Genomic DNA, 17,726 nt, shown 5'->3' with positions numbered 1-17,726 from the left:
TCATGCTCAAGCCTATCCTGCTGGTAGAAGACAACCCCAGGGACCTGGAACTCACGCTCCTGGCCCTGGAGCGTAGCCAGTTGGCCAACGAGGTCATCGTGCTGCGCGACGGCGCAGATGCCCTTGACTACCTGCTGCGCCGCAACACCTATGCCGAGCGTGCCGACGGCAACCCTGCGGTGTTGCTGCTGGACCTGAAACTGCCCAAGGTCGATGGCCTGGAAGTGCTCAGGGAAGTACGCGCCACCCCCGAACTGCGCAGCATCCCGACGGTGATGCTGACGTCTTCGCGGGAGGAGCCGGACCTGCTGCGTGCCTATGAGCTGGGGGTGAACGCCTACGTGGTCAAACCTGTGGAGTTCAAGGAGTTCGTTGCGGCGATTTCCGACCTTGGGGTGTTCTGGGCCGTACTCAATGAACCACCACCCGGCTCGCTGCGCCTTAACCGGCGTGGCAGCAACTGAGGCCAACCGCAAAGATGCTGCCAACGCCGCTCAAATTACTGATGGTTGAAGACAGCTCGCTGGATGCCGAGCTGACCCTGCTGAGCCTCGAGCGCAGCGGCTTGCAGCTGCAGTCGCAGCTGGTGTTCGACCATGTCGCCGCCGAGCACGCCCTGGGCGAAGCCAGCTATGACCTGATCCTGTGTGACTGCGTGCTGCCGGGCTCGTCCGGCACCGACGTACTGGCCATCGCTCAGCGACTGGCGCCGGACACGCCGTTCATCTTCCTTTCGGGCATTTACGGTGAAGAGCACGCGGTGGAGATGATCCGCCTGGGTGCCACCGATTATGTCCTGAAAAAGAACCTGCCGATGCTGCCCAAGGCAGTGCGCAGGGCGCTTACCGAAGTGCAGGAGCGCCAACGGCGGCGCCGTGCCGAGGAAGCCTTGGCGGATGTGGAGGCACGTGCACGGATCGCCATCGATGCCGCCGGCATGGGCACCTGGGATTTCCGTCCGCAGGAAGGGCTTTTGGTGTGGGATGCCCGCTGCAAGACGCTGTTCGGTCTGCCGGTGGACACCGAGATGAACCTCGATGTTTTCTATGCAGGCATCTACCCCGAAGACGTGCCCCGCGTACGTGAAGCGGTGGAATACGCCATGCGCCCGGACAGCGACGGGCTTTACCGGGCCGAATTCCGCATTGCCCAACCCAACGGTCTGGAACCGCGCTGGCTGCTCAGCAGTGGCCAGAGCCAGTTCGTCGATGGCCGCTGCACACGCTTTTCGGGCGTGCTGCAGGACATCCACGCACAGCGCCTGGCCACCCAGGCGCTCAAGCAACTCAACGAAATGCTCGGCGAACGTGTGGAGCGGCGCACCCGCGAGCGCGACCGGGCCTGGGAACTGTCCCAGGACCTGCTCGCGGTGCTCAACAAAGACCTCACGCCGGTCGCCCTGAACCCTGCCTGGGAGGCCAGCCTGGGCTTCTCCCGCGAGCGCCTGAGCCAGACCTCGTTATTGCATCTGCTGCCTGAACCGGACCAGGAAGCGCTGCTGACCGAATTGGCCGCCCTCTCTCATGGCCGCACCAGCGCCCGCTTCGTCGGCCGCATCCAGCATGCGGGCGGTCAGTTGCGCTGGCTGTCATGGGTGGTGGTGCCGGAGGACACCCTGCTCTATGTGGTGGCCCGCGACATCACCAGCGAGCGCGAAGCAGCCGTAGGGCTGGCGGACGCCAACGAGCGCCTGCGCGAACAGATCGCCGAGCGCGAGCGCATCGAGGCGGCGCTGCAGCAGATGCAACGGCTGGAGGCGGTTGGCCAGCTCACTGCCGGTGTTGCCCATGACTTCAATAATCTGCTGACCGTCATTCTTACCGGCTCAAGCTTCCTCGAGCGTGACCTGGACAAAGGTGACCTGGAGAAAGCCCGCAAGCGCCTGACCCATATCCGCGAGGCCGGTGAACGCGGCGCCAAGCTGACCTCACAGTTGCTCGCCTTCTCCCGTCGCCAGCGTCTGGAACCGGTGCCTCTGAACCTCAACCGCACGTTGAGCGGCTTGGAGGAATTACTGCGCCGCACCTTGGGCGGGAGCATTTCTGTGCGCCTGGACCTGGACCACAGCCTGTGGCAAGCGCTGACCGACCCGACCCAGACCGAAATGATCATCCTCAACCTGGCGATCAACGCCCGCGACGCCATGCCCGACGGCGGCCAGCTGACGCTGTCCACCCGTAATACGCGGATCAAGGCCCGCCCGCAGCGGCCGGAAGACCCGGAGCCGGGTGAATACGTGATGCTGAGCATTCGTGACACCGGCTGCGGCATGAGCGAAGAGGTGGTGGCCAAGGTGTTCGAACCGTTCTTCACCACCAAGGACATCGGCAAAGGCTCGGGCCTGGGGCTTGCACAGGTGTTCGGCTTTGCCAAGCAGTCGGGTGGCGGTGTGCGCATCGACACCGCGCCAGGGCATGGCACTCAGGTTGCCGTCTACCTGCCTGCAGTGAAGCATGAACGGGCGGTGGACCCGGTGGCCCCGGCTGCATCGCAGTCAGTCAGTGACACGGGCCGCGACCGCACGGTGCTGCTGGTGGATGACGACCACCTGGTGCGCGACATGCTCGGCGATGTGTTGCGCCAATACGGCTATCAGGTACGCCAGGCACACAGCGGCGAACAGGCATTGGCCCAGCTGGACGACGAGATCGACCTGTTGCTGACCGACTTTGCCATGCCCGAATTCAACGGCGCCCAGTTGGCGTTGGCCGCACGGGAACGGCATCCGCGCTTGCCGGTGGTGTTCCTGACCGGGTATGCCGAGCTGGAGGGCCTGGAGTTGCCGGACAGCCTGGTGATGCAGAAGCCGGTGCAGGCTGAGGAGCTGGCCCGCGTGCTGGATGAACTGCTGCGGGTGAACAGGCAGTAAGGCTTAAGCGCAGAGGCCATCGCCAGTACGCTGGCGACCGGCTTCTACGCACGCCAGACACGACGAAACCCAGCGCTGATGGTCATCTGCACTGAATCAAGAAGGTGTATTGCAAAGAGAAAATGGCAGGGGCGGCTGGATTCGAACCAACGCATGGCAGGATCAAAACCTGCTGCCTTACCGCTTGGCGACGCCCCTGTATCGGATGCAGCGTTAGCTGCTCTGACTTTTCCAACTGAGTGACAACTGGGTTGTTGTCTTGGAATGCGCGGCACTTTAACAACATTCTCTGGACGTGGGAAGCCCCTTTCGCAAAAAAAATGCTTTAAAACAGCAGGTTAGTGTTTTGCAGGCCTTTCACACGTACCAAAATGACCATCCGTCGCATTTATACCGCCTCGCTTCAACACAATCGCATTGCGCCCTTCCAATCAGATAAGCAATTTGCATTGACCAAGGAGGATGCCATGCCTGTTTCCCACGACCTGTATCAAGACCTGCACTACCCCCGCGAAATCGTTCAGCAACGCCGTCAGCAAGACAAGACCCTCGACCGTCTGCTCGACGAATACATCGACATCGACAATCAGGTCCTTGCAGCTGAGGCGATCTCGGCCGGCAACTTTCAGGACGACGACCTGCGCCTGCTCAAGGAGCGCCGGCTGACCATCAAATACATGATCGAGCGCCAGTTGGAGCGCAAGGCTTGAGTCATCCGGCCAACTGATAGAAGCACCGCACTTTTTCTATTGGTTTAAAGGGCTGACCTGAGGCAAGCTGCGCGCTGACCTTCCTTTGCCCAAGGAGCTTAGCTTTTGTCTGCCTGGATCCCCTCCCCCCTGCGCCAACTGGGCCAACGCCTGCGCACCGCCACCTCCAACCAGAGCGAACTGCTCGCATGGTTCGAAGACAAGGCGCGTAGCCGTGGCTATCAGCTCAGCGACGGCCAGCGCCGGGTCATCCATGCCATGGCCGCGCAGCTTGCCCGCTTGCCAGGGGGCGAACCCCGCAGCCTGTACTTGTACGGTTCGGTGGGCCGCGGCAAGAGCTGGCTGCTGGACGGCTTCTTCCAGGCAGTGCCGATCGAGGCAAAAAAACGCCTGCACTTTCATGATTTCTTTGCCCGCCTGCATCAGGGCATGCACCGTCACAGGCTGCTCGACGATGCCTTGGGCGCGACGCTGGACGAATTACTGGGCGACTGCCAGGTACTGTGTTTCGACGAATTCCATGTGCATGACATCGGTGATGCCATGCTGCTCACCCGCCTGTTCAATGCCTTGTTCGCACGTGGCATCTTCCTGCTGGTGACCTCGAACTACGCACCCGAGGGGCTGCTGCCCAATCCGCTGTACCACGAGCGATTCCTGCCGGTGATCCGCCTGATCAATGGCCGTATGGAGGTACTTGAAGTCGGCGGTGACACCGACTTTCGCAGCCTGCCGGCCAACCGTGAACACCAGCGTTTTACCCAAGGCCACTATGTATGGCCTGGCGATGCGGCCCAGCGCCAGGCGCTGAAGGTGCCGGCCGCGCAACCGCTCACGCTGGAGGTGAACAAACGCAACCTTCGTGCGCTCGTCAGTGAAGGCAGGACGGTGATGTTCGCCTTTGACGACCTGTGCGAGCAGCCCACAGCGGTGATCGATTATCTGCAGCTTGCCCAGCAGTTCGATACTTGGGTCATCGACGGGCTGGATGACCTCTCGGCGTGCTCATTGGCAGCGCAGCAGCGCTTCGTCAACCTGGTGGACGTACTGTACGACCAGGACTGCCAGGTGACGGTGATCGGGCAGCGGCGGCTGGAAGAGAGCCTGGGCGGCCACGTTGCCGACCTGATGCGCACCCGCAGCCGGCTGGGGCAGTTGCATCAGGTCGGCCCGCAGACGTTCCCCGGCTGAACACGCGCATTTGCCCGTTGACCAGCCCAACGGTCAGCCTGCCCTGGGCAGATCCGCCAGCACCGCTTCGATCTCTCTGAGCACCGCCGGATCATCCAGTGTCGAGGGCGGCACATACGCCTGGCCATCGGCAATCTTGCGCAACACCGCCCGCAGGATCTTGCCCGAGCGGGTCTTGGGCAGCCGCTTCACCAACCGCACTTGATTGAAGCACGCCAACGCGCCGATCTGCTCACGCACCTTGCCCACCAACTCCACCGACAGTTGCGCCTCGCCAATACCCTCACCGTCCTTGAGCACCACCAGCGCCAAGGGCACCTGGCCCTTGATCTGGTCATGCACACCGATCACCGCGCATTCGGCCACCGCAGGGTGGCACGCCACCAAGTCCTCCATCTCGCCGGTGGAGAGGCGATGCCCAGAGACGTTGATCACATCATCGGTTCGCCCCATGATGTAGACGAACCCGTCGTCATCCAGGTAGCCACCATCACCGGTGTGGTAGTAACCCGGGTAGGTCTGCAGGTAAGCCTGCAGGTAGCGCTCATGATCGCCCCACAAGGTCTGGCTGCAACCGGGCGGCAGCGGCAGCGCGATGACGATGGCGCCCTGATGGTTCGGGCCCAGCAGGTGCCCATCGTCATTTAGCACACGAACGTGATAGCCCGGCACTGCGCGGTTGCTCGAACCCGGCCGCGCCGCGCTGCCCTCGAGCCCCACGCACGGCGCGGTGACTGGCCAGCCCGTCTCGGTCTGCCACCAATGGTCGTGCACCGGCTTGCCGGACACCCGCTCCAGCCACTGGTGGGTACTTGAATCCAGTTTTTCCCCGGCCAGGAACAATTGGCGCAGCGAGCTCAGGTCATGTCGGCGGATCAACTCGCCATCCGGGTCCTCCTTGCGGATCGCCCGCATGGCGGTCGGCGCACAGAACAGGGCATTGACCCGATACTGCTCGACCACACGCCAATAGGCCGAAGCATCCGGGGTGCGGATCGGCTTGCCTTCATAGAACACCGTGGTGCAGCCGCTCATCAGTGGGCCATAGACGATCAGCGAATGGCCGACCACCCAGCCCACATCGGAAATGCCCCACCACACGTCGCCCGCCTGCATGCCGTAGATATGGCGCATGGCATAACACAGGGCTACCGCGTTGCCACCGTTTTCACGCACGATGCCCTTGGGTTTGCCCGTGGTACCCGAGGTGTAGATGATGTACAGCGGGTCTGCCGCGGCCAGCTCGACCGCAGGCACAGGCTCGGCTGTCATCAGTGCTTGCTGCCAGTCAAGGTCGCGCCCTGGCTGCAACTGGGCACGAACCTGGGGCCGCTGCAGCACCAGCACCTGGCGCGGCTGGTGGTGAGCCAGTTGCAGCGCGCGGTCGACCAGCGGCTTGTACTCGATCACCCGGTCGAACTCCAGCCCGCAGGACGCCGTCAGCAGCACGCTTGGCCGCGCATCATCGATACGCAGGGCCAGCTCATTGGCTGCAAAGCCACCGAACACCACTGAGTGCACTGCACCAATACGCGCGCAGGCGAGCATGGCCATGGCCGCCTGCGGCACCATCGGCATGTAGATGATCACCCCATCGCCTTTGCCAACCCCTAACTGGCGCAGCAACCCGGCCAGGCGCGCTACTTCGTCACGCAGCTGGTTGTAGCTGAACACCTGCTGCACGCCGGTCACGGGGGAATCGTAGATCAGCGCCGCCTGCTCGCCACGGCCCAGCTCGATTTGCCGATCGAGGGCCAGGTAGCAGCTGTTCAGGCGACCGTCGGCGAACCAGCGATGGGTGCCGTCGGGGTCTGCCTGCAGGGTCAGGGTGGGCTGGCGATACCAGGCCAGCTGTTTGGCCTGTTCGGCCCAGAAGGCAGCAGGGTCGGCAATGGAATGGGCGTAGTCGTGCTGGTAGGTCATGTCGATGGCAACCCGGTACTTGTTGTTATTGAAGGGCGAGCCTTGAGTATGGACCGCCACGTCCCGGCTGCCATGGGACTAAAGTCACAACGCATATGCAGATTTGCAGCGCCGGCTAAAGCGCCCCACAACGGTGCAAAGCCTCTAGAATAAGCCACCCTCCCCGCCACAGAGCAGCCCATGGATATCGAGCAGGCCCGAACCTTTCTGGAAGTCGTACGCTGCGGCAGCCTCGTCGCCGCCGCCGAGCGCCTGTTCGTGTCACAGACCGCGATCACCGCCCGGGTGCAGCGCCTTGAGCAGCAACTGGGCTGCCAGCTGTTCGTGCGCAGCCGCAACGGCGCCAGCCTGACCAGTGATGGCGAAGCCTTCGTCAGCTATGCCAACCAGCTGGTGCAGACGTGGGAAGCGGCGCGCCGTGATCTACCACTGCCCGAAGGCTGCCAGCAAGTGCTGCACGTAGGGGCAGAAGTGAGCCTGGGCAACCCGATGCTGCTCGACTGGGTCAGCGCCTTGCACTGCGCGCTACCCAGCCACGCCATCCGCAGCGAGGTCAGCGACGGTGAGTCCTTGCTGCGCAAGGTGGAGATGGGCCTGCTGGACGCCGCGCTGGTCTATCAGCCCACCTACGGGCCGGGCCTGCAGGTGGAACAGTTGATGGAAGAAAAGCTGATCCGCATACGCCGTGTCGCGCAACCCGACCCGTATATCTATATCGACTGGGGCGAGGCTTTCCGCCGCCAGCACGACGCCGCCCTGCCCGACTGCGCGCGACCGGCGCTGAGTTTCAACCTCGGGCCGCTGGCCCTGCAGTTCATTCTCGACAAGGGCGGCAGCGGCTATTTCCGTACCCGCGTGGTGCAGGCGTATCTGGACAGCGGGGTATTCGAACGGGTGCCGCAAGCCCCGGAGTTCACCTACCCAACCTTCCTGGTATACCCACGCAAGTGCGACAGCGAGGCACTGCAACAGGCCTTCGCGCTGCTGCGCCGGCTGATAGCCTCCGGCACCAGCGATTGGTCACAACGCTGGGACCCGCTGATCTGAAACGCTGCCAGCGGCGCTGAGCAACTGGCGCTTGAGGCCCGCGATCAGGTCGGTCTGGGTGACCACACCGACCATCTGGTCGCCATCGATCACCGGCAGACAGTGCAGCCCTTGTTCGCACAGCAGGGGTAACAGACGTTCCAAGGGGTGCTGGCTGCTGACACTGATGACCTGCCGGCTCATCACCTGCTCCATACGTACGGCCTTGCGCCCGAAAAGCCCCCGCCAACTGAACCGGCCACGTTGCATGGCCGGGCCGAGCAGATCGCTGAGGCTCACGATACCCACCAGCTTGCCCTGCTGCAGCACCGGCAGGGTTTTCAGGTGATGACTGGCGAGCATCTTCCAGGCCTGCTCCAGGGTGGTATCGGGTGCGGCGAACTGCACGTCGCGGGACATCACCGACGCTGCAGTGATCCCGCCCAGGCTGCGCTGCAGGGCATGCTGCTCGGTGGCCAGGATGATGCGTTCCAGTTCATCGCGGGTGACGTCGACGAACGCCCCCAACTCGTCCAGGGCCTGATCCAGGTCCGCACCCGTGACCCCGACCCGCTCGCTGGGCAACGGGTCGTGGGTGTGGTGCTGGTCCTTGCGTGGCGCAGCGCCCTTGGGGTAATGCACCCCGGTCAGACGGTTGTACACCACGGCCACCAGCACCAGAATCAGCGCGTTGAGCAGCACGGGCTCCAGCAGGTGGTCGCCCAGCGCCGTCAGCCCTGAATCGGCCAGCACTGCGCTCACCGCAACACCGCCCCCCGGCGGGTGCAGGCAGCGCAACAGGCACATCAGCACAAGCGAGAGGCCCAAGGCCGTCGCCGCGACCCACAGGTGGGGGCCGAACGCCTCGCGCATGAAAAGGCCCACTGCGCCCGCCAGCGCATAGCTGCCCAGCACCGGCCAAGGCTGTGCCAAGGGCCCGGAATGCACGGCGAACACCAGCACTGCCGAGGCCGCCAGAGGGCCCAGTAGGTGCAAGGCAATGCCGGGCCCGTAGGCCATACCGGTCAACCAGCCGGCGAGGAACAAACCGAGCAGCGCGCCGATGCCGGCACGCAGCCATTGTTTTGGAGGGATATTCAGGGGCGGCGGCAACAACCGCTGCAGACGACTTTCGGAACGCAAGGCAGTCATTCAAGTAATCGTGTTCGTGGTGCTGATCAAAAGAAAGCCCAGCCGACCTGGCCTGGGCCCTAGGGGGCTCCGTCCGTGGAGAGATGGAAACCGCAGGGTTTCTTCAGGTGATTGTGCCGCGCAGCTCCGGGCTTGGGCCAATTCAAAAAAATGCGCCTGCACTGCAGTTTTTTTGCAGTGCCGCTGCCGCGATAGGGCCAAAGCGTTTCAGCGGACCTTGCGCGGCAGATCGATACTCACCCGCAGACCGCCCAAAGGGCTCTGCTGCAAGGCCAAAGAGCCACCCCAGGCATCGACGATATCCCGCACGATCCCCAACCCAAGGCCATGGCCATCCACTTGCTCATCCAGCCGCGAACCGCGCTCCAGCACCTGCAGGCGCTGGCTTTCAGGTATGCCCGGGCCGTCGTCGTCGACCCACACCTGGTAGCCTTCGCCCGTCGGGGCAATGCCCAGGCGCACTTCGCTGTCTGCCCATTTGCAGGCGTTATCCAAGAGGTTGCCCAGCAGCTCAAGGAAGTCCTCCCGGTCCCAGGGCAGCAGCAACCCGGGTGGTACATCGCGTTCGAGCAGCAAGCCTTCGCCATGGATCATGCCCAAGGTGGCGAGCAACCCCGGAAGCTCGGTATCGCAGTCGAATTGAGCGCCTGGCAGCGCATCCCCAGCCAGGCGCGCCCGGTTCAGCTCGCGTGCCAGGCGCTGCTGGATCTGCTCCAGCTGTTCGCGCAGTTGCGCACGCACCTCGGGCAAGTCATTCAGGCGCTCGCTGGACGCCAGGCTCAGCAGCACCGCCAATGGCGTCTTCAAGGCATGGCCCAGGTTACCCAAGGCGTTGCGCGAACGGCGCAGGCTGTCTTCGGTGTGGCTGAGCAAATGGTTGATCTGGCCCACCAGCGGAGCCAGTTCGCTGGGTACCTGGGCGTCGAGTTGCGAGCGCTGGCCTTGCTGCAATTGGGCAATCTGCTGACGCGCGCGCTCCAGCGGGCGCAACGAGCGGGTGACAGTGATGCGCTGCAGCACCAGCACCAGGATCAGCGCCACCAGGCCCATGCCCAGGCCAATCTGCTGCAGGCGCCGGAACCCTTCGCGCACAGGCGAATAATCCTGAGCGACGCTGATCGAGATATCCTGGCCTAGCCGCCGGTAGTCGGCACGCAGTGCTAGCAACTGCTGGCCTTCCGGGCCCAGTTCGTGGCTGTCGGAGAGGCCGGGCGCGGCTGGTTTGGGCATGTCCAGGTCCCACAGCGAGCGCGAGCGCCAGGTGCCCTTGTCGAAATCGATGCGAAAGTAGTAACCGGAAAACGGCCGTTGATAGGCGGCGGAAATGCGCCGCTCATCCAGCTGCAACCCCGAAGGCCCACGCACCAGCGCCACCAGCAGGTTCTCGCTTTCCTTGCGCAGGCCGTTTTCCAGATAGCGCTGCAAACCGGCCTCGAACAGCCACAAGGTAAGCTGCGCAAGCACCACCCCGACCACTACCAATACGGCCACCAGGCCCAGGCTCAAGCGTGCCTGGATCGATTTCACCCGGCGCTCCCGGCATAGATGTAGCCTTGCCCGCGGCGGGTTTCGATGACGCTGCGGCCCAGCTTGCGGCGCAGATGATTGACGTGCACTTCGAGCACGTTGGAGTCACGCTCGGTCTCGCCGTCGTACAAGTGCTCGGCCAGGTGGCTCTTGGAGAGGATCTGCTGCGGGTGCAGCATGAAGTAACGCAACAGGCGGAACTCGGCAGCGGTCAGCTGGATATCAACCCCTTCGCGGCTCACGCACTGGCGGCTTTCGTCCAGGTGTAGCCCGGCAGCTTCGAGCCTGGGCTGGTTGGCAAGCCCCCGCGCCCGGCGCACCAGCGCCTGTATGCGCAGTTGCAGCTCCTCCGGGTGGAAGGGCTTGCTCAGGTAGTCGTCCGCCCCCGCCTTCAAGCCCTCGATGCGCTCGGCCCATGAGCCCCGTGCGGTCAGGATCAGCACCGGCGTGGCCAGACCTGCGGCACGCCATTGCGAAAGCACGTCCAGGCCCGGCAACCCCGGCAGGCCAAGGTCCAGAATGATCAGGTCGTAAGGCTCGCTCTGGCCTTGGTACACTGCGTCGCGGCCGTCGGCCAGCCAGTCCACGGCATAGCCTTGGCGCTGCAGGCCAGCGGTCAGCTCATCCGCCAGGGGGACATTGTCCTCGACAAGCAACAGGCGCATTCAGTCATCTTCCTCGTCTTTGAGCAGGGCACCGGTGCTGGCATCGAGCTTGATCTCACGCACCACACCCTCGGTGGTCAGCAGCTCGACTTCATATTCATAGCGATCATCGTCTTCCTCCAGCTCCGCCTCCAGCAACCGCGCCCCGGGGTGACGCCCCAGGGCGGTCTCGAGCAGTTGCTCGAGCGGAAGGATCACGCCGTTGCGACGCAGCTGCAGGGCCTCATCCTGGTCCAGGTCGCGCGCAACGGCCAAGGAACAGACCGCCAGCAGCGAGAGAGCCAGGTAGCGCGCCGAGCGGGTCACGTGGATCATCAGTTGTCCTGTTCGTCCTTCAGCACTTCACCGGTCTTGGCGTCCAGGTCGACGTCCCATTCGACGTTCTGGGTGTCACGCATTTCGACCTTGTAGATGTAGCGACCGTATTCGTTTTCCAGCTCCGAATCGGTAACAGTGGCGCCGGGGTGCTTGGCAACCGCAGCGGCCTTGAGCTCATCCAGCGATTTGATGGTCTTGGCATTCACCAGCTTGACCACTTCGTCAGGTTGGACGTCCTTGGCCAGGGCGACGTTGGCACCGAAAGCAAGCGCAGCGGCAGTGAACAAGGCAGTCAGAGTTTTCATCAGATTCTCTCCATCAGGGTGTGCAATTTGTCTACGGGGTTAAGATTATCCACCGGTCCTTAACTCAACCTGAAAAAAGCTGGCGTCATGATAGCGCAGCGCATCGACCCTGCGTTTCCTATAATGCCCGCCTGTGAATTGCGAGGCAGTCTATGAGCGCCATCCATATCAAGTACCCGGCTCTGACCTTCAAGGCCGGCAAACGTGCCCTGCAGCGCATCCGCGAGCGCGGGCTGCAGGCAGCGGATGTCGGTGTGGTGCCGGGCGCCGCTGGCGGGCCCAAGCCACTGGGGATTCAAGGCTTGGACCTGGCGCTGTTCGGCGAGTGGCTGCCATCGGCCCCTCGCCAGCGGGCCTTGATTGGCGCATCGATCGGCTCCTGGCGTTTCGCCAGCGCCTGCCTTGACGACCCGGTCGCAGGCATCCGCCGCCTCGGCGAGCTGTATACCGAGCAGGACTTTGCCAAAGGTGTGACCGCGGCCCAGATCAGCCGCAGCTGCCAGCAGATGCTCGACGACCTGCTGCAAGGGCGTGATGGGCAGATCCTGGCATCACCGCACTACCGCCTGAACATCCTGGTGGTGAAGAGCCACGGCCATCTTGCCCATGACCATCGCGGCCGGTTGGGGATGGGCCTGGGCTCGGTGGTCGCCAGCAACCTGCTGGGGCGCTCCCGCTTGGCGCGGCATTTCGAACGGGTCATCCTGCACGATGAACGTGCCACCCCGCCGCTGGATCCGCTCACAGACTTTCCCTCACGCTACCTGCCGCTGGGCCTGGGCAACCTGCGCCATGCCCTGCTCGCGTCCGGCTCGATTCCCATGGTCATGGAAGGTGTGCGCGACATCCCCGGCGCCGGTGCGGGCACCTATCGCGACGGCGGCTTGCTCGACTATCACCTCGACCTGCCTTACCGCGGCGACGACCTGGTGCTTTACCCGCATTTCACCGACAAGGTCGTGCCGGGCTGGTTCGACAAAGCCCTGCCATGGCGCAAGGGCGATGCCACACGCCTGCGCAATGTGCTGTTGGTGACGCCGTCACCGCAGTATCTGGCCGCACTGCCCTTCGGCAAGTTGCCCGATCGCAACGACTTCAAGCGCTTCATGGGCGATGCCCCCAGCCGCAAACGCTACTGGTATCAGGCCATTGCAGAAAGCCAACGGCTGGGTGACGAACTGCTGGAACTGATTGCCACCGGGCGCCTGCACGAACGCCTGCAAGCCTTGTAGCGACCATGCTGGTAGACTGCGCGCATCTTCGATACACACAGAGTTCTGACCGTGGAAATCTTCAAGGAATTTACTTTCGAATCGGCCCACCGCCTGCCCAACGTCCCTGCCGGGCACAAATGCGGCCGCCTGCATGGCCACTCGTTCAAGGTCGGCCTGCACCTGACCGGCCCGCTTGATCCGCACACCGGCTGGATCCGCGACTTCTCCGAGATCAAGGCGATCTTCAAGCCGATCTACGAGCAGCTGGACCACAACTACCTCAACGACATTCCAGGCCTGGAAAACCCCACCAGCGAAGTCATCGCCAAGTGGATCTGGGAGCAGGTCAAGCCGCTGCTGCCGGAGCTGTCCAAGGTGCGTATTCATGAAACCTGCACCAGCGGCTGCGAATACAGCGGCGATTGATGGGCGCCGCGCGACAGGGGCACGGGGTCAATCCTTGGCACCCAGCGGGCGGGGGTGAGGCGGCACGCAAGGGTTCGACACCTGCAAGCTGAACTGGCCACGCTCGCCTTGACGGTTGTTAAGGTATGCAACCCGCTCGACCCGCCGCCTCACTTGCCGACCGTCCGCGCTGTAAAGCTTCAGGTTCAAGAACAACTGCCCTTCCTGCAACCGCTGCGGGTCCAGGCCAGGGATGTGCCATAGGGGCGTTCGCCGCCCGGCGGTCAACTTGTACAGTGCCGTATCCAGATCCACCGGCGGGTCGACGGGAAGCACCACGGAGGCCCCGAAGGGGTCTCGTAACGCCAGGTTGGCTGGCTCGTCCGTGCTCACTCCGGCAGCCGAGCGGGCCGGGTAAAAGCCAAGATAACCGTTGCGACTGACGTCGAGCCAGCAGTCCAATGACGGCCAGCGGTCGACGTTTTTGCCCTCATATGCCGGGCGGATCTCATAGACGAAGCCTGTTGCAAGCCGGTAGACACCGAACCAGAACCTGTCACAAAACACACGTTGACGAGCCTCGCGTCCCCATATGGAGTCAATCAGGAACGATTGCAGGATTTCTTCGCCATAGTCCAGGCTGGTGATCAGCCAGCCATCGTCACCGTTCCAGTCATCGAATTCGGCCCAGAACGGCCGGGTGATGCCATCATCGTCAAACTGGGCGGCCCGCAACGGTTCATCCAGCAATTGCCAGCGGCATGCCGCGGTAAAACACAGCAGCGGTTCAAAACACAGCTCAGCCATCATCCGTACTCCGTACGCTCGTCAAAAAACGCACAATGGCGCCCTTTCAAGGCATGGGGCAGGTAGAAGGCTTACCTCAGTTCGGCACGCAGGAACCCAGGCGCGATGTAGCGCTGGTAATGCGCCTCGGACAGCAAAAAGAATTCCCGATCGATGGCATCGCGCAACTGCGGCAGCTCCCAGTCACGAAACTCGGGCAGCAACGCCATCCCGTACGCTTCCAGGTCGCGAATCAGGCGGGCACCGCGGGCAATCAGCTGATACGCCCAGCAATACTCGGACTGCTGCTCGACAAAGCGTATGGCGCGCTGCTGCAGCTGCTGGCGCAGCAGGTTGGCATCGAACACCTCCAGTTTGGCCATCATCACCTGTACCAACAACTGCTCCAGGCGCAGCAAAACGGCACGCTTCTGGTCGTCGTCGTACGCGTTCCAGTGGATGACTTCGTGATGGAAACGCTTGCAGCCACGGCACACCGTGTCTCCATACACCGTGGAGCAAAGGCCGACGCAAGGGGTCTTGATGGACTGGTTGGGCATGGAAAAACAACGGCTTGGCGGTGGAACACAGGCCCATGTTAGCCCTTTGTCTAACCAGGGTCACTCGTTAAAGTCACGTTCGCCGCCTTACCTTCTGCGACAATTTGCCGTAGAATCATCCCGCCTTTTCAAGGCAACAATGTCCGTTGGAAGCTGTTTTCAAAGCGTCACGAGCACAGTTGATCCGGTAGAACGGCGTTGGCCCGGGCCATGCACCCCCCGCATGCCCGTGCCAGCCCTCATCAGCCCCCGTTCTGCAGGCGTAAAACTTTGAAAGCAGCTTCTGTAAGGATTCTCTGCGACCCTGGCTATGCGGCCCAAGAAGCCGTGATGGCGCATGGGTGCAGAGAATGCTGGATGAGCGTCCCGGACTCCCTTTAGGGACCACTGATGAGGGTAATAACTGTGCTTGAAGCCTACCGCAAACACATCGAAGAGCGTGCCGCCCTGGGTATCGTGCCCCAGCCGCTGAACGCCGAACAAACTGCAGGCCTGGTCGAGCTGCTGAAAAACCCGCCGGCCGGCGAAGAAGCCTTCCTCGTAGACCTGATCACCCACCGCGTTCCACCAGGAGTCGACGAAGCTGCCTACGTCAAGGCTGCCTTCCTGTCTGCCGTGGCTAAGGGTGAAGCCACCTCGCCACTGATCGACCGCAAGCACGCCACCGAGCTGCTGGGCACCATGCAAGGTGGCTACAACATCGAAACGCTGGTCGCGCTGCTGGATGACGCCGAACTGGGCGCCGTCGCGGCCGAAAAGCTCAAGCACACCCTGCTGATGTTCGATGCCTTCCACGACGTGGCCGAAAAAGCCAAGGCGGGCAACGCGCACGCCAAGGCCGTGCTGGAATCCTGGGCTGCCGGCGAGTGGTTCACCTCGCGTCCGGCCATCGCCGACAAGTACACCCTGACCGTGTTCAAGGTGCCCGGCGAAACCAACACCGACGACCTGTCCCCTGCCCCGGACGCCTGGTCGCGCCCTGACATCCCGCTGCACGCCCTGGCCATGCTGAAAATGGCCCGCGACGGCATCGAGCCGCAGCAGCCTGGCTCGGTCGGCCCGCTGGCACAGATCGAAGCCGTCAAGGCCAAGGGTTTCCCGGTCGCCTACGTCGGTGACGTGGTCGGTACCGGCTCTTCGCGTAAATCCGCCACCAACTCGGTGCTGTGGTTCTTCGGCGACGACATCCCGTACGTACCGAACAAGCGCGCCGGTGGTTTCTGCTTCGGCACCAAGATCGCCCCGATCTTCTACAACACCATGGAAGACGCCGGCGCCCTGCCGATCGAGTTCGACTGCACCAACCTGGCCATGGGCGACGTCATCGACGTCTACCCCTACAAAGGTGAAGTACGCCGCCACGACAGCGACGAGCTGGTCACCAGCTTCGAGCTGAAAACCGAAGTACTGCTGGATGAAGTCCGCGCTGGCGGCCGCATCCCGCTGATCGTCGGCCGTGGCCTGACCGAAAAAGCCCGTGCCGAACTGGGCCTGGGTGCATCCGACCTGTTCAAGAAGCCAGAGCAGCCTGCCGATTCCGGCAAGGGCTTCACCCTGGCCCAGAAAATGGTCGGCCGTGCGTGCGGCCTGCCGGAAGGCCAGGGCGTGCGCCCAGGTGCTTACTGCGAGCCGAAGATGACCACCGTCGGCTCCCAGGACACCACTGGCCCGATGACCCGCGACGAGCTGAAAGACCTGGCGTGCCTGGGCTTCTCCGCTGACCTGGTGATGCAGTCGTTCTGCCACACCGCGGCCTATCCGAAGCCGATCGACGTCACCACCCACCACACCCTGCCAGACTTCATCCGCACCCGTGGCGGCGTGTCGCTGCGCCCAGGCGACGGCATCATCCATAGCTGGCTGAACCGCATGCTGATGCCTGACACCGTCGGTACCGGTGGCGACTCGCACACCCGCTTCCCGATCGGCATCTCGTTCCCGGCCGGTTCCGGCCTGGTGGCTTTCGCCGCCGCTACCGGCGTCATGCCGCTGGACATGCCAGAGTCGATCCTGGTGCGCTTCAAGGGCAAACTGCAACCAGGCATCACCCTGCGTGACCTGGTACACGCCATCCCTTACTACGCCATCCAGCAGGGCCTGCTGACCGTCGAGAAGAAAGGCAAGAAAAACGCCTTCTCCGGCCGCATCCTGGAAATCGAAGGCCTGGACGAACTGACCGTCGAGCAAGCGTTCGAGCTGTCCGACGCCTCGGCCGAGCGTTCCGCTGCCGGCTGCACCATCAAGCTGCCAGAGAAGGCCATCGCCGAGTACCTGCAGTCGAACATCACCCTGCTGCGCTGGATGATCGGCGAAGGCTACGGCGATGCCCGCACCCTGGAGCGTCGCGCCCAGGCGATGGAAGCCTGGCTGGCCAAGCCTGAGCTGCTGTCGGCTGACGCCGATGCCGAATACGCCGAAATCATCGAAATCGACCTGGCCGACGTCAAGGAGCCTGTGCTCTGCGCGCCGAACGACCCGGACGACGCCCGCCTGCTGTCGTCGGTGCAGGGCGAGAAGATCGACGAAGTATTCATCGGTTCGTGCATGACCAACATTGGCCACTTCCGCGCTGCCGGTAAGCTGCTGGAGAAGGTCAAGGGCGGTATTCCGACCCGTCTGTGGCTGGCTCCGCCAACCAAGATGGACGCTCACCAGCTGACCGAAGAAGGCTACTACGGCATCTACGGCAAGGCCGGTGCGCGCATGGAAATGCCAGGCTGCTCGCTGTGCATGGGCAACCAGGCACGTGTGCAGACCGGTTCGACCGTGGTTTCCACCTCGACCCGTAACTTCCCGAACCGCCTGGGCGACGCCACCAACGTCTACCTGGCATCGGCCGAGCTGGCTGCTGTCGCATCGATCATCGGCAAGCTGCCGACTGTCGAGGAGTACATGCAGTACGCGAAAGACATCGACAGCATGGCTGCCGACGTTTACCGCTACCTGAGCTTCGACCAGATCGCAGAGTTCCGCGAAGCTGCGGCCAACGCCAAGATCCCGGTTGTTCAAGCGTAATCAGCTGTAAGCCACAAAAAAACCCGGCATTCATGCCGGGTTTTTTATTGCCCTTGCTCG

16 protein-coding genes and 1 tRNA gene are annotated in these 17,726 nt (G+C 63.2%); 8 read left to right on the top strand and 9 right to left on the bottom strand.

The features are described 5' to 3' along the window. The first annotated feature begins 2 nt into the window (after nucleotides 1–2). A complete protein-coding gene (locus JNA92_RS03215) occupies nucleotides 3–464 on the top strand; it encodes a response regulator (RefSeq protein WP_012313696.1) in 462 nt (153 codons plus the stop codon). Between the two features lie 14 nt (nucleotides 465–478). Then, a complete protein-coding gene (locus tag JNA92_RS03210; RefSeq protein WP_241803274.1) occupies nucleotides 479–2,869 on the top strand; it encodes a response regulator in 2,391 nt (796 codons plus the stop codon). A 123-nt stretch (nucleotides 2,870–2,992) separates the two neighbouring features. Here the strand turns inward: JNA92_RS03210 and JNA92_RS03205 are convergent. Next, nucleotides 2,993–3,067: transfer RNA gene (locus JNA92_RS03205), tRNA-Gln, on the bottom strand. Nucleotides 3,068–3,336: 269 nt separating this feature from the next. Here JNA92_RS03205 and JNA92_RS03200 point away from each other — a divergent pair. Continuing rightward, nucleotides 3,337–3,579, top strand: coding sequence for a hypothetical protein (locus JNA92_RS03200; RefSeq protein ID WP_241803273.1), 243 nt, complete (start codon nucleotides 3,337–3,339; stop codon nucleotides 3,577–3,579). A 105-nt stretch (nucleotides 3,580–3,684) separates the two neighbouring features. Further along, nucleotides 3,685–4,770, top strand: a complete 1,086-nt coding sequence (zapE, locus tag JNA92_RS03195; RefSeq protein WP_241803272.1) for a cell division protein ZapE — start codon at nucleotides 3,685–3,687, stop codon at nucleotides 4,768–4,770. Between the two features lie 33 nt (nucleotides 4,771–4,803). On the opposite strand, the gene JNA92_RS03190 is transcribed toward zapE, so the two are convergent. Next, complete coding sequence (locus JNA92_RS03190; protein ID WP_241803406.1) at nucleotides 4,804–6,693, bottom strand: propionyl-CoA synthetase; 1,890 nt, start codon at nucleotides 6,691–6,693, stop codon at nucleotides 4,804–4,806. 180 nt (nucleotides 6,694–6,873) lie between these two features. Between JNA92_RS03190 and JNA92_RS03185 the strand changes: the two genes are divergently transcribed. Next, nucleotides 6,874–7,740 (top strand): LysR family transcriptional regulator, encoded by an 867-nt coding sequence (locus JNA92_RS03185; protein ID WP_241803271.1) that lies wholly within the window; start codon nucleotides 6,874–6,876, stop codon nucleotides 7,738–7,740. Here the strand turns inward: JNA92_RS03185 and JNA92_RS03180 are convergent. The 5 genes from JNA92_RS03180 to JNA92_RS03160 all read right to left on the bottom strand — a co-directional run bounded on the left by JNA92_RS03180 (nucleotide 7,714) and on the right by JNA92_RS03160 (nucleotide 11,686). Further along, the gene (locus JNA92_RS03180) at nucleotides 7,714–8,871 is read right to left on the bottom strand and encodes an HPP family protein (RefSeq protein WP_241803270.1); all 1,158 of its coding nucleotides are present in this window, start codon (nucleotides 8,869–8,871) and stop codon (nucleotides 7,714–7,716) included. The genes JNA92_RS03185 and JNA92_RS03180 overlap by 27 nt on opposite strands. Before the next feature lie 207 nt (nucleotides 8,872–9,078). Continuing rightward, a complete protein-coding gene (locus tag JNA92_RS03175) occupies nucleotides 9,079–10,398 on the bottom strand; it encodes an ATP-binding protein (RefSeq protein ID WP_241803269.1) in 1,320 nt (439 codons plus the stop codon). Continuing rightward, nucleotides 10,395–11,063, bottom strand: coding sequence for a response regulator transcription factor (locus JNA92_RS03170; RefSeq protein ID WP_241803268.1), 669 nt, complete (start codon nucleotides 11,061–11,063; stop codon nucleotides 10,395–10,397). Before JNA92_RS03170 ends, JNA92_RS03175 begins: the two co-directional genes overlap by 4 nt. Continuing rightward, nucleotides 11,064–11,378 carry a PepSY domain-containing protein gene (locus JNA92_RS03165; protein ID WP_241803267.1) on the bottom strand — a complete coding sequence of 105 codons (315 nt, stop codon included), beginning with the start codon at nucleotides 11,376–11,378 and terminating at the stop codon, nucleotides 11,064–11,066. Further along, a complete protein-coding gene (locus tag JNA92_RS03160) occupies nucleotides 11,378–11,686 on the bottom strand; it encodes a PepSY domain-containing protein (protein WP_241803266.1) in 309 nt (102 codons plus the stop codon). Before JNA92_RS03160 ends, JNA92_RS03165 begins: the two co-directional genes overlap by 1 nt. Before the next feature lie 152 nt (nucleotides 11,687–11,838). On the opposite strand from JNA92_RS03160, the gene JNA92_RS03155 reads away from it, so the two are divergent. Then, nucleotides 11,839–12,918, top strand: coding sequence for a patatin-like phospholipase family protein (locus tag JNA92_RS03155; RefSeq protein ID WP_241803265.1), 1,080 nt, complete (start codon nucleotides 11,839–11,841; stop codon nucleotides 12,916–12,918). A gap of 51 nt (nucleotides 12,919–12,969) precedes the next feature. Then, a complete protein-coding gene (gene queD / locus JNA92_RS03150; RefSeq protein WP_012313684.1) occupies nucleotides 12,970–13,326 on the top strand; it encodes a 6-carboxytetrahydropterin synthase QueD in 357 nt (118 codons plus the stop codon). Nucleotides 13,327–13,353: 27 nt separating this feature from the next. Here the strand turns inward: queD and JNA92_RS03145 are convergent, their stop codons facing one another. Both JNA92_RS03145 and JNA92_RS03140 read right to left on the bottom strand, forming a co-directional pair. Next, nucleotides 13,354–14,115 (bottom strand): hypothetical protein, encoded by a 762-nt coding sequence (locus JNA92_RS03145; protein ID WP_241803264.1) that lies wholly within the window; start codon nucleotides 14,113–14,115, stop codon nucleotides 13,354–13,356. 68 nt (nucleotides 14,116–14,183) lie between these two features. Further along, nucleotides 14,184–14,651: a DUF1289 domain-containing protein gene (locus JNA92_RS03140; protein WP_241803263.1), complete on the bottom strand. Its 468-nt coding sequence runs from the start codon at nucleotides 14,649–14,651 to the stop codon at nucleotides 14,184–14,186. 405 nt (nucleotides 14,652–15,056) lie between these two features. On the opposite strand from JNA92_RS03140, the gene acnB reads away from it, so the two are divergent. Continuing rightward, complete coding sequence (gene acnB, locus JNA92_RS03135; protein WP_241803405.1) at nucleotides 15,057–17,666, top strand: bifunctional aconitate hydratase 2/2-methylisocitrate dehydratase; 2,610 nt, start codon at nucleotides 15,057–15,059, stop codon at nucleotides 17,664–17,666. Nucleotides 17,667–17,726 lie beyond the last annotated feature (60 nt).

This window comes from Pseudomonas putida (assembly GCF_022627325.1).
In the GTDB taxonomy this organism is placed as follows: domain Bacteria; phylum Pseudomonadota; class Gammaproteobacteria; order Pseudomonadales; family Pseudomonadaceae; genus Aquipseudomonas; species Aquipseudomonas putida_X.
This window is presented reverse-complemented; position numbering and strand designations above follow the sequence as displayed.

Bases quoted from the DNA above. Each gene is read 5' to 3' on its own strand.
- JNA92_RS03185 (WP_241803271.1), top strand. From the start codon at position 6,874: ATGGATATCGAGCAGGCCCGAACCTTTCTGGAAGTCGTACGCTGCGGC.
- JNA92_RS03190 (WP_241803406.1), bottom strand. From the start codon at position 6,693: ATGACCTACCAGCACGACTACGCCCATTCCATTGCCGACCCTGCTGCC.
- JNA92_RS03165 (WP_241803267.1), bottom strand. From the start codon at position 11,378: ATGATCCACGTGACCCGCTCGGCGCGCTACCTGGCTCTCTCGCTGCTG.
- JNA92_RS03170 (WP_241803268.1), bottom strand. From the start codon at position 11,063: ATGCGCCTGTTGCTTGTCGAGGACAATGTCCCCCTGGCGGATGAGCTG.
- JNA92_RS03140 (WP_241803263.1), bottom strand. From the start codon at position 14,651: ATGCCCAACCAGTCCATCAAGACCCCTTGCGTCGGCCTTTGCTCCACG.
- JNA92_RS03215 (WP_012313696.1), top strand. From the start codon at position 3: ATGCTCAAGCCTATCCTGCTGGTAGAAGACAACCCCAGGGACCTGGAA.
- JNA92_RS03155 (WP_241803265.1), top strand. From the start codon at position 11,839: ATGAGCGCCATCCATATCAAGTACCCGGCTCTGACCTTCAAGGCCGGC.
- JNA92_RS03200 (WP_241803273.1), top strand. From the start codon at position 3,337: ATGCCTGTTTCCCACGACCTGTATCAAGACCTGCACTACCCCCGCGAA.
- JNA92_RS03160 (WP_241803266.1), bottom strand. From the start codon at position 11,686: ATGAAAACTCTGACTGCCTTGTTCACTGCCGCTGCGCTTGCTTTCGGT.
- JNA92_RS03210 (WP_241803274.1), top strand. From the start codon at position 479: ATGCTGCCAACGCCGCTCAAATTACTGATGGTTGAAGACAGCTCGCTG.
- JNA92_RS03145 (WP_241803264.1), bottom strand. From the start codon at position 14,115: ATGATGGCTGAGCTGTGTTTTGAACCGCTGCTGTGTTTTACCGCGGCA.
- JNA92_RS03180 (WP_241803270.1), bottom strand. From the start codon at position 8,871: ATGACTGCCTTGCGTTCCGAAAGTCGTCTGCAGCGGTTGTTGCCGCCG.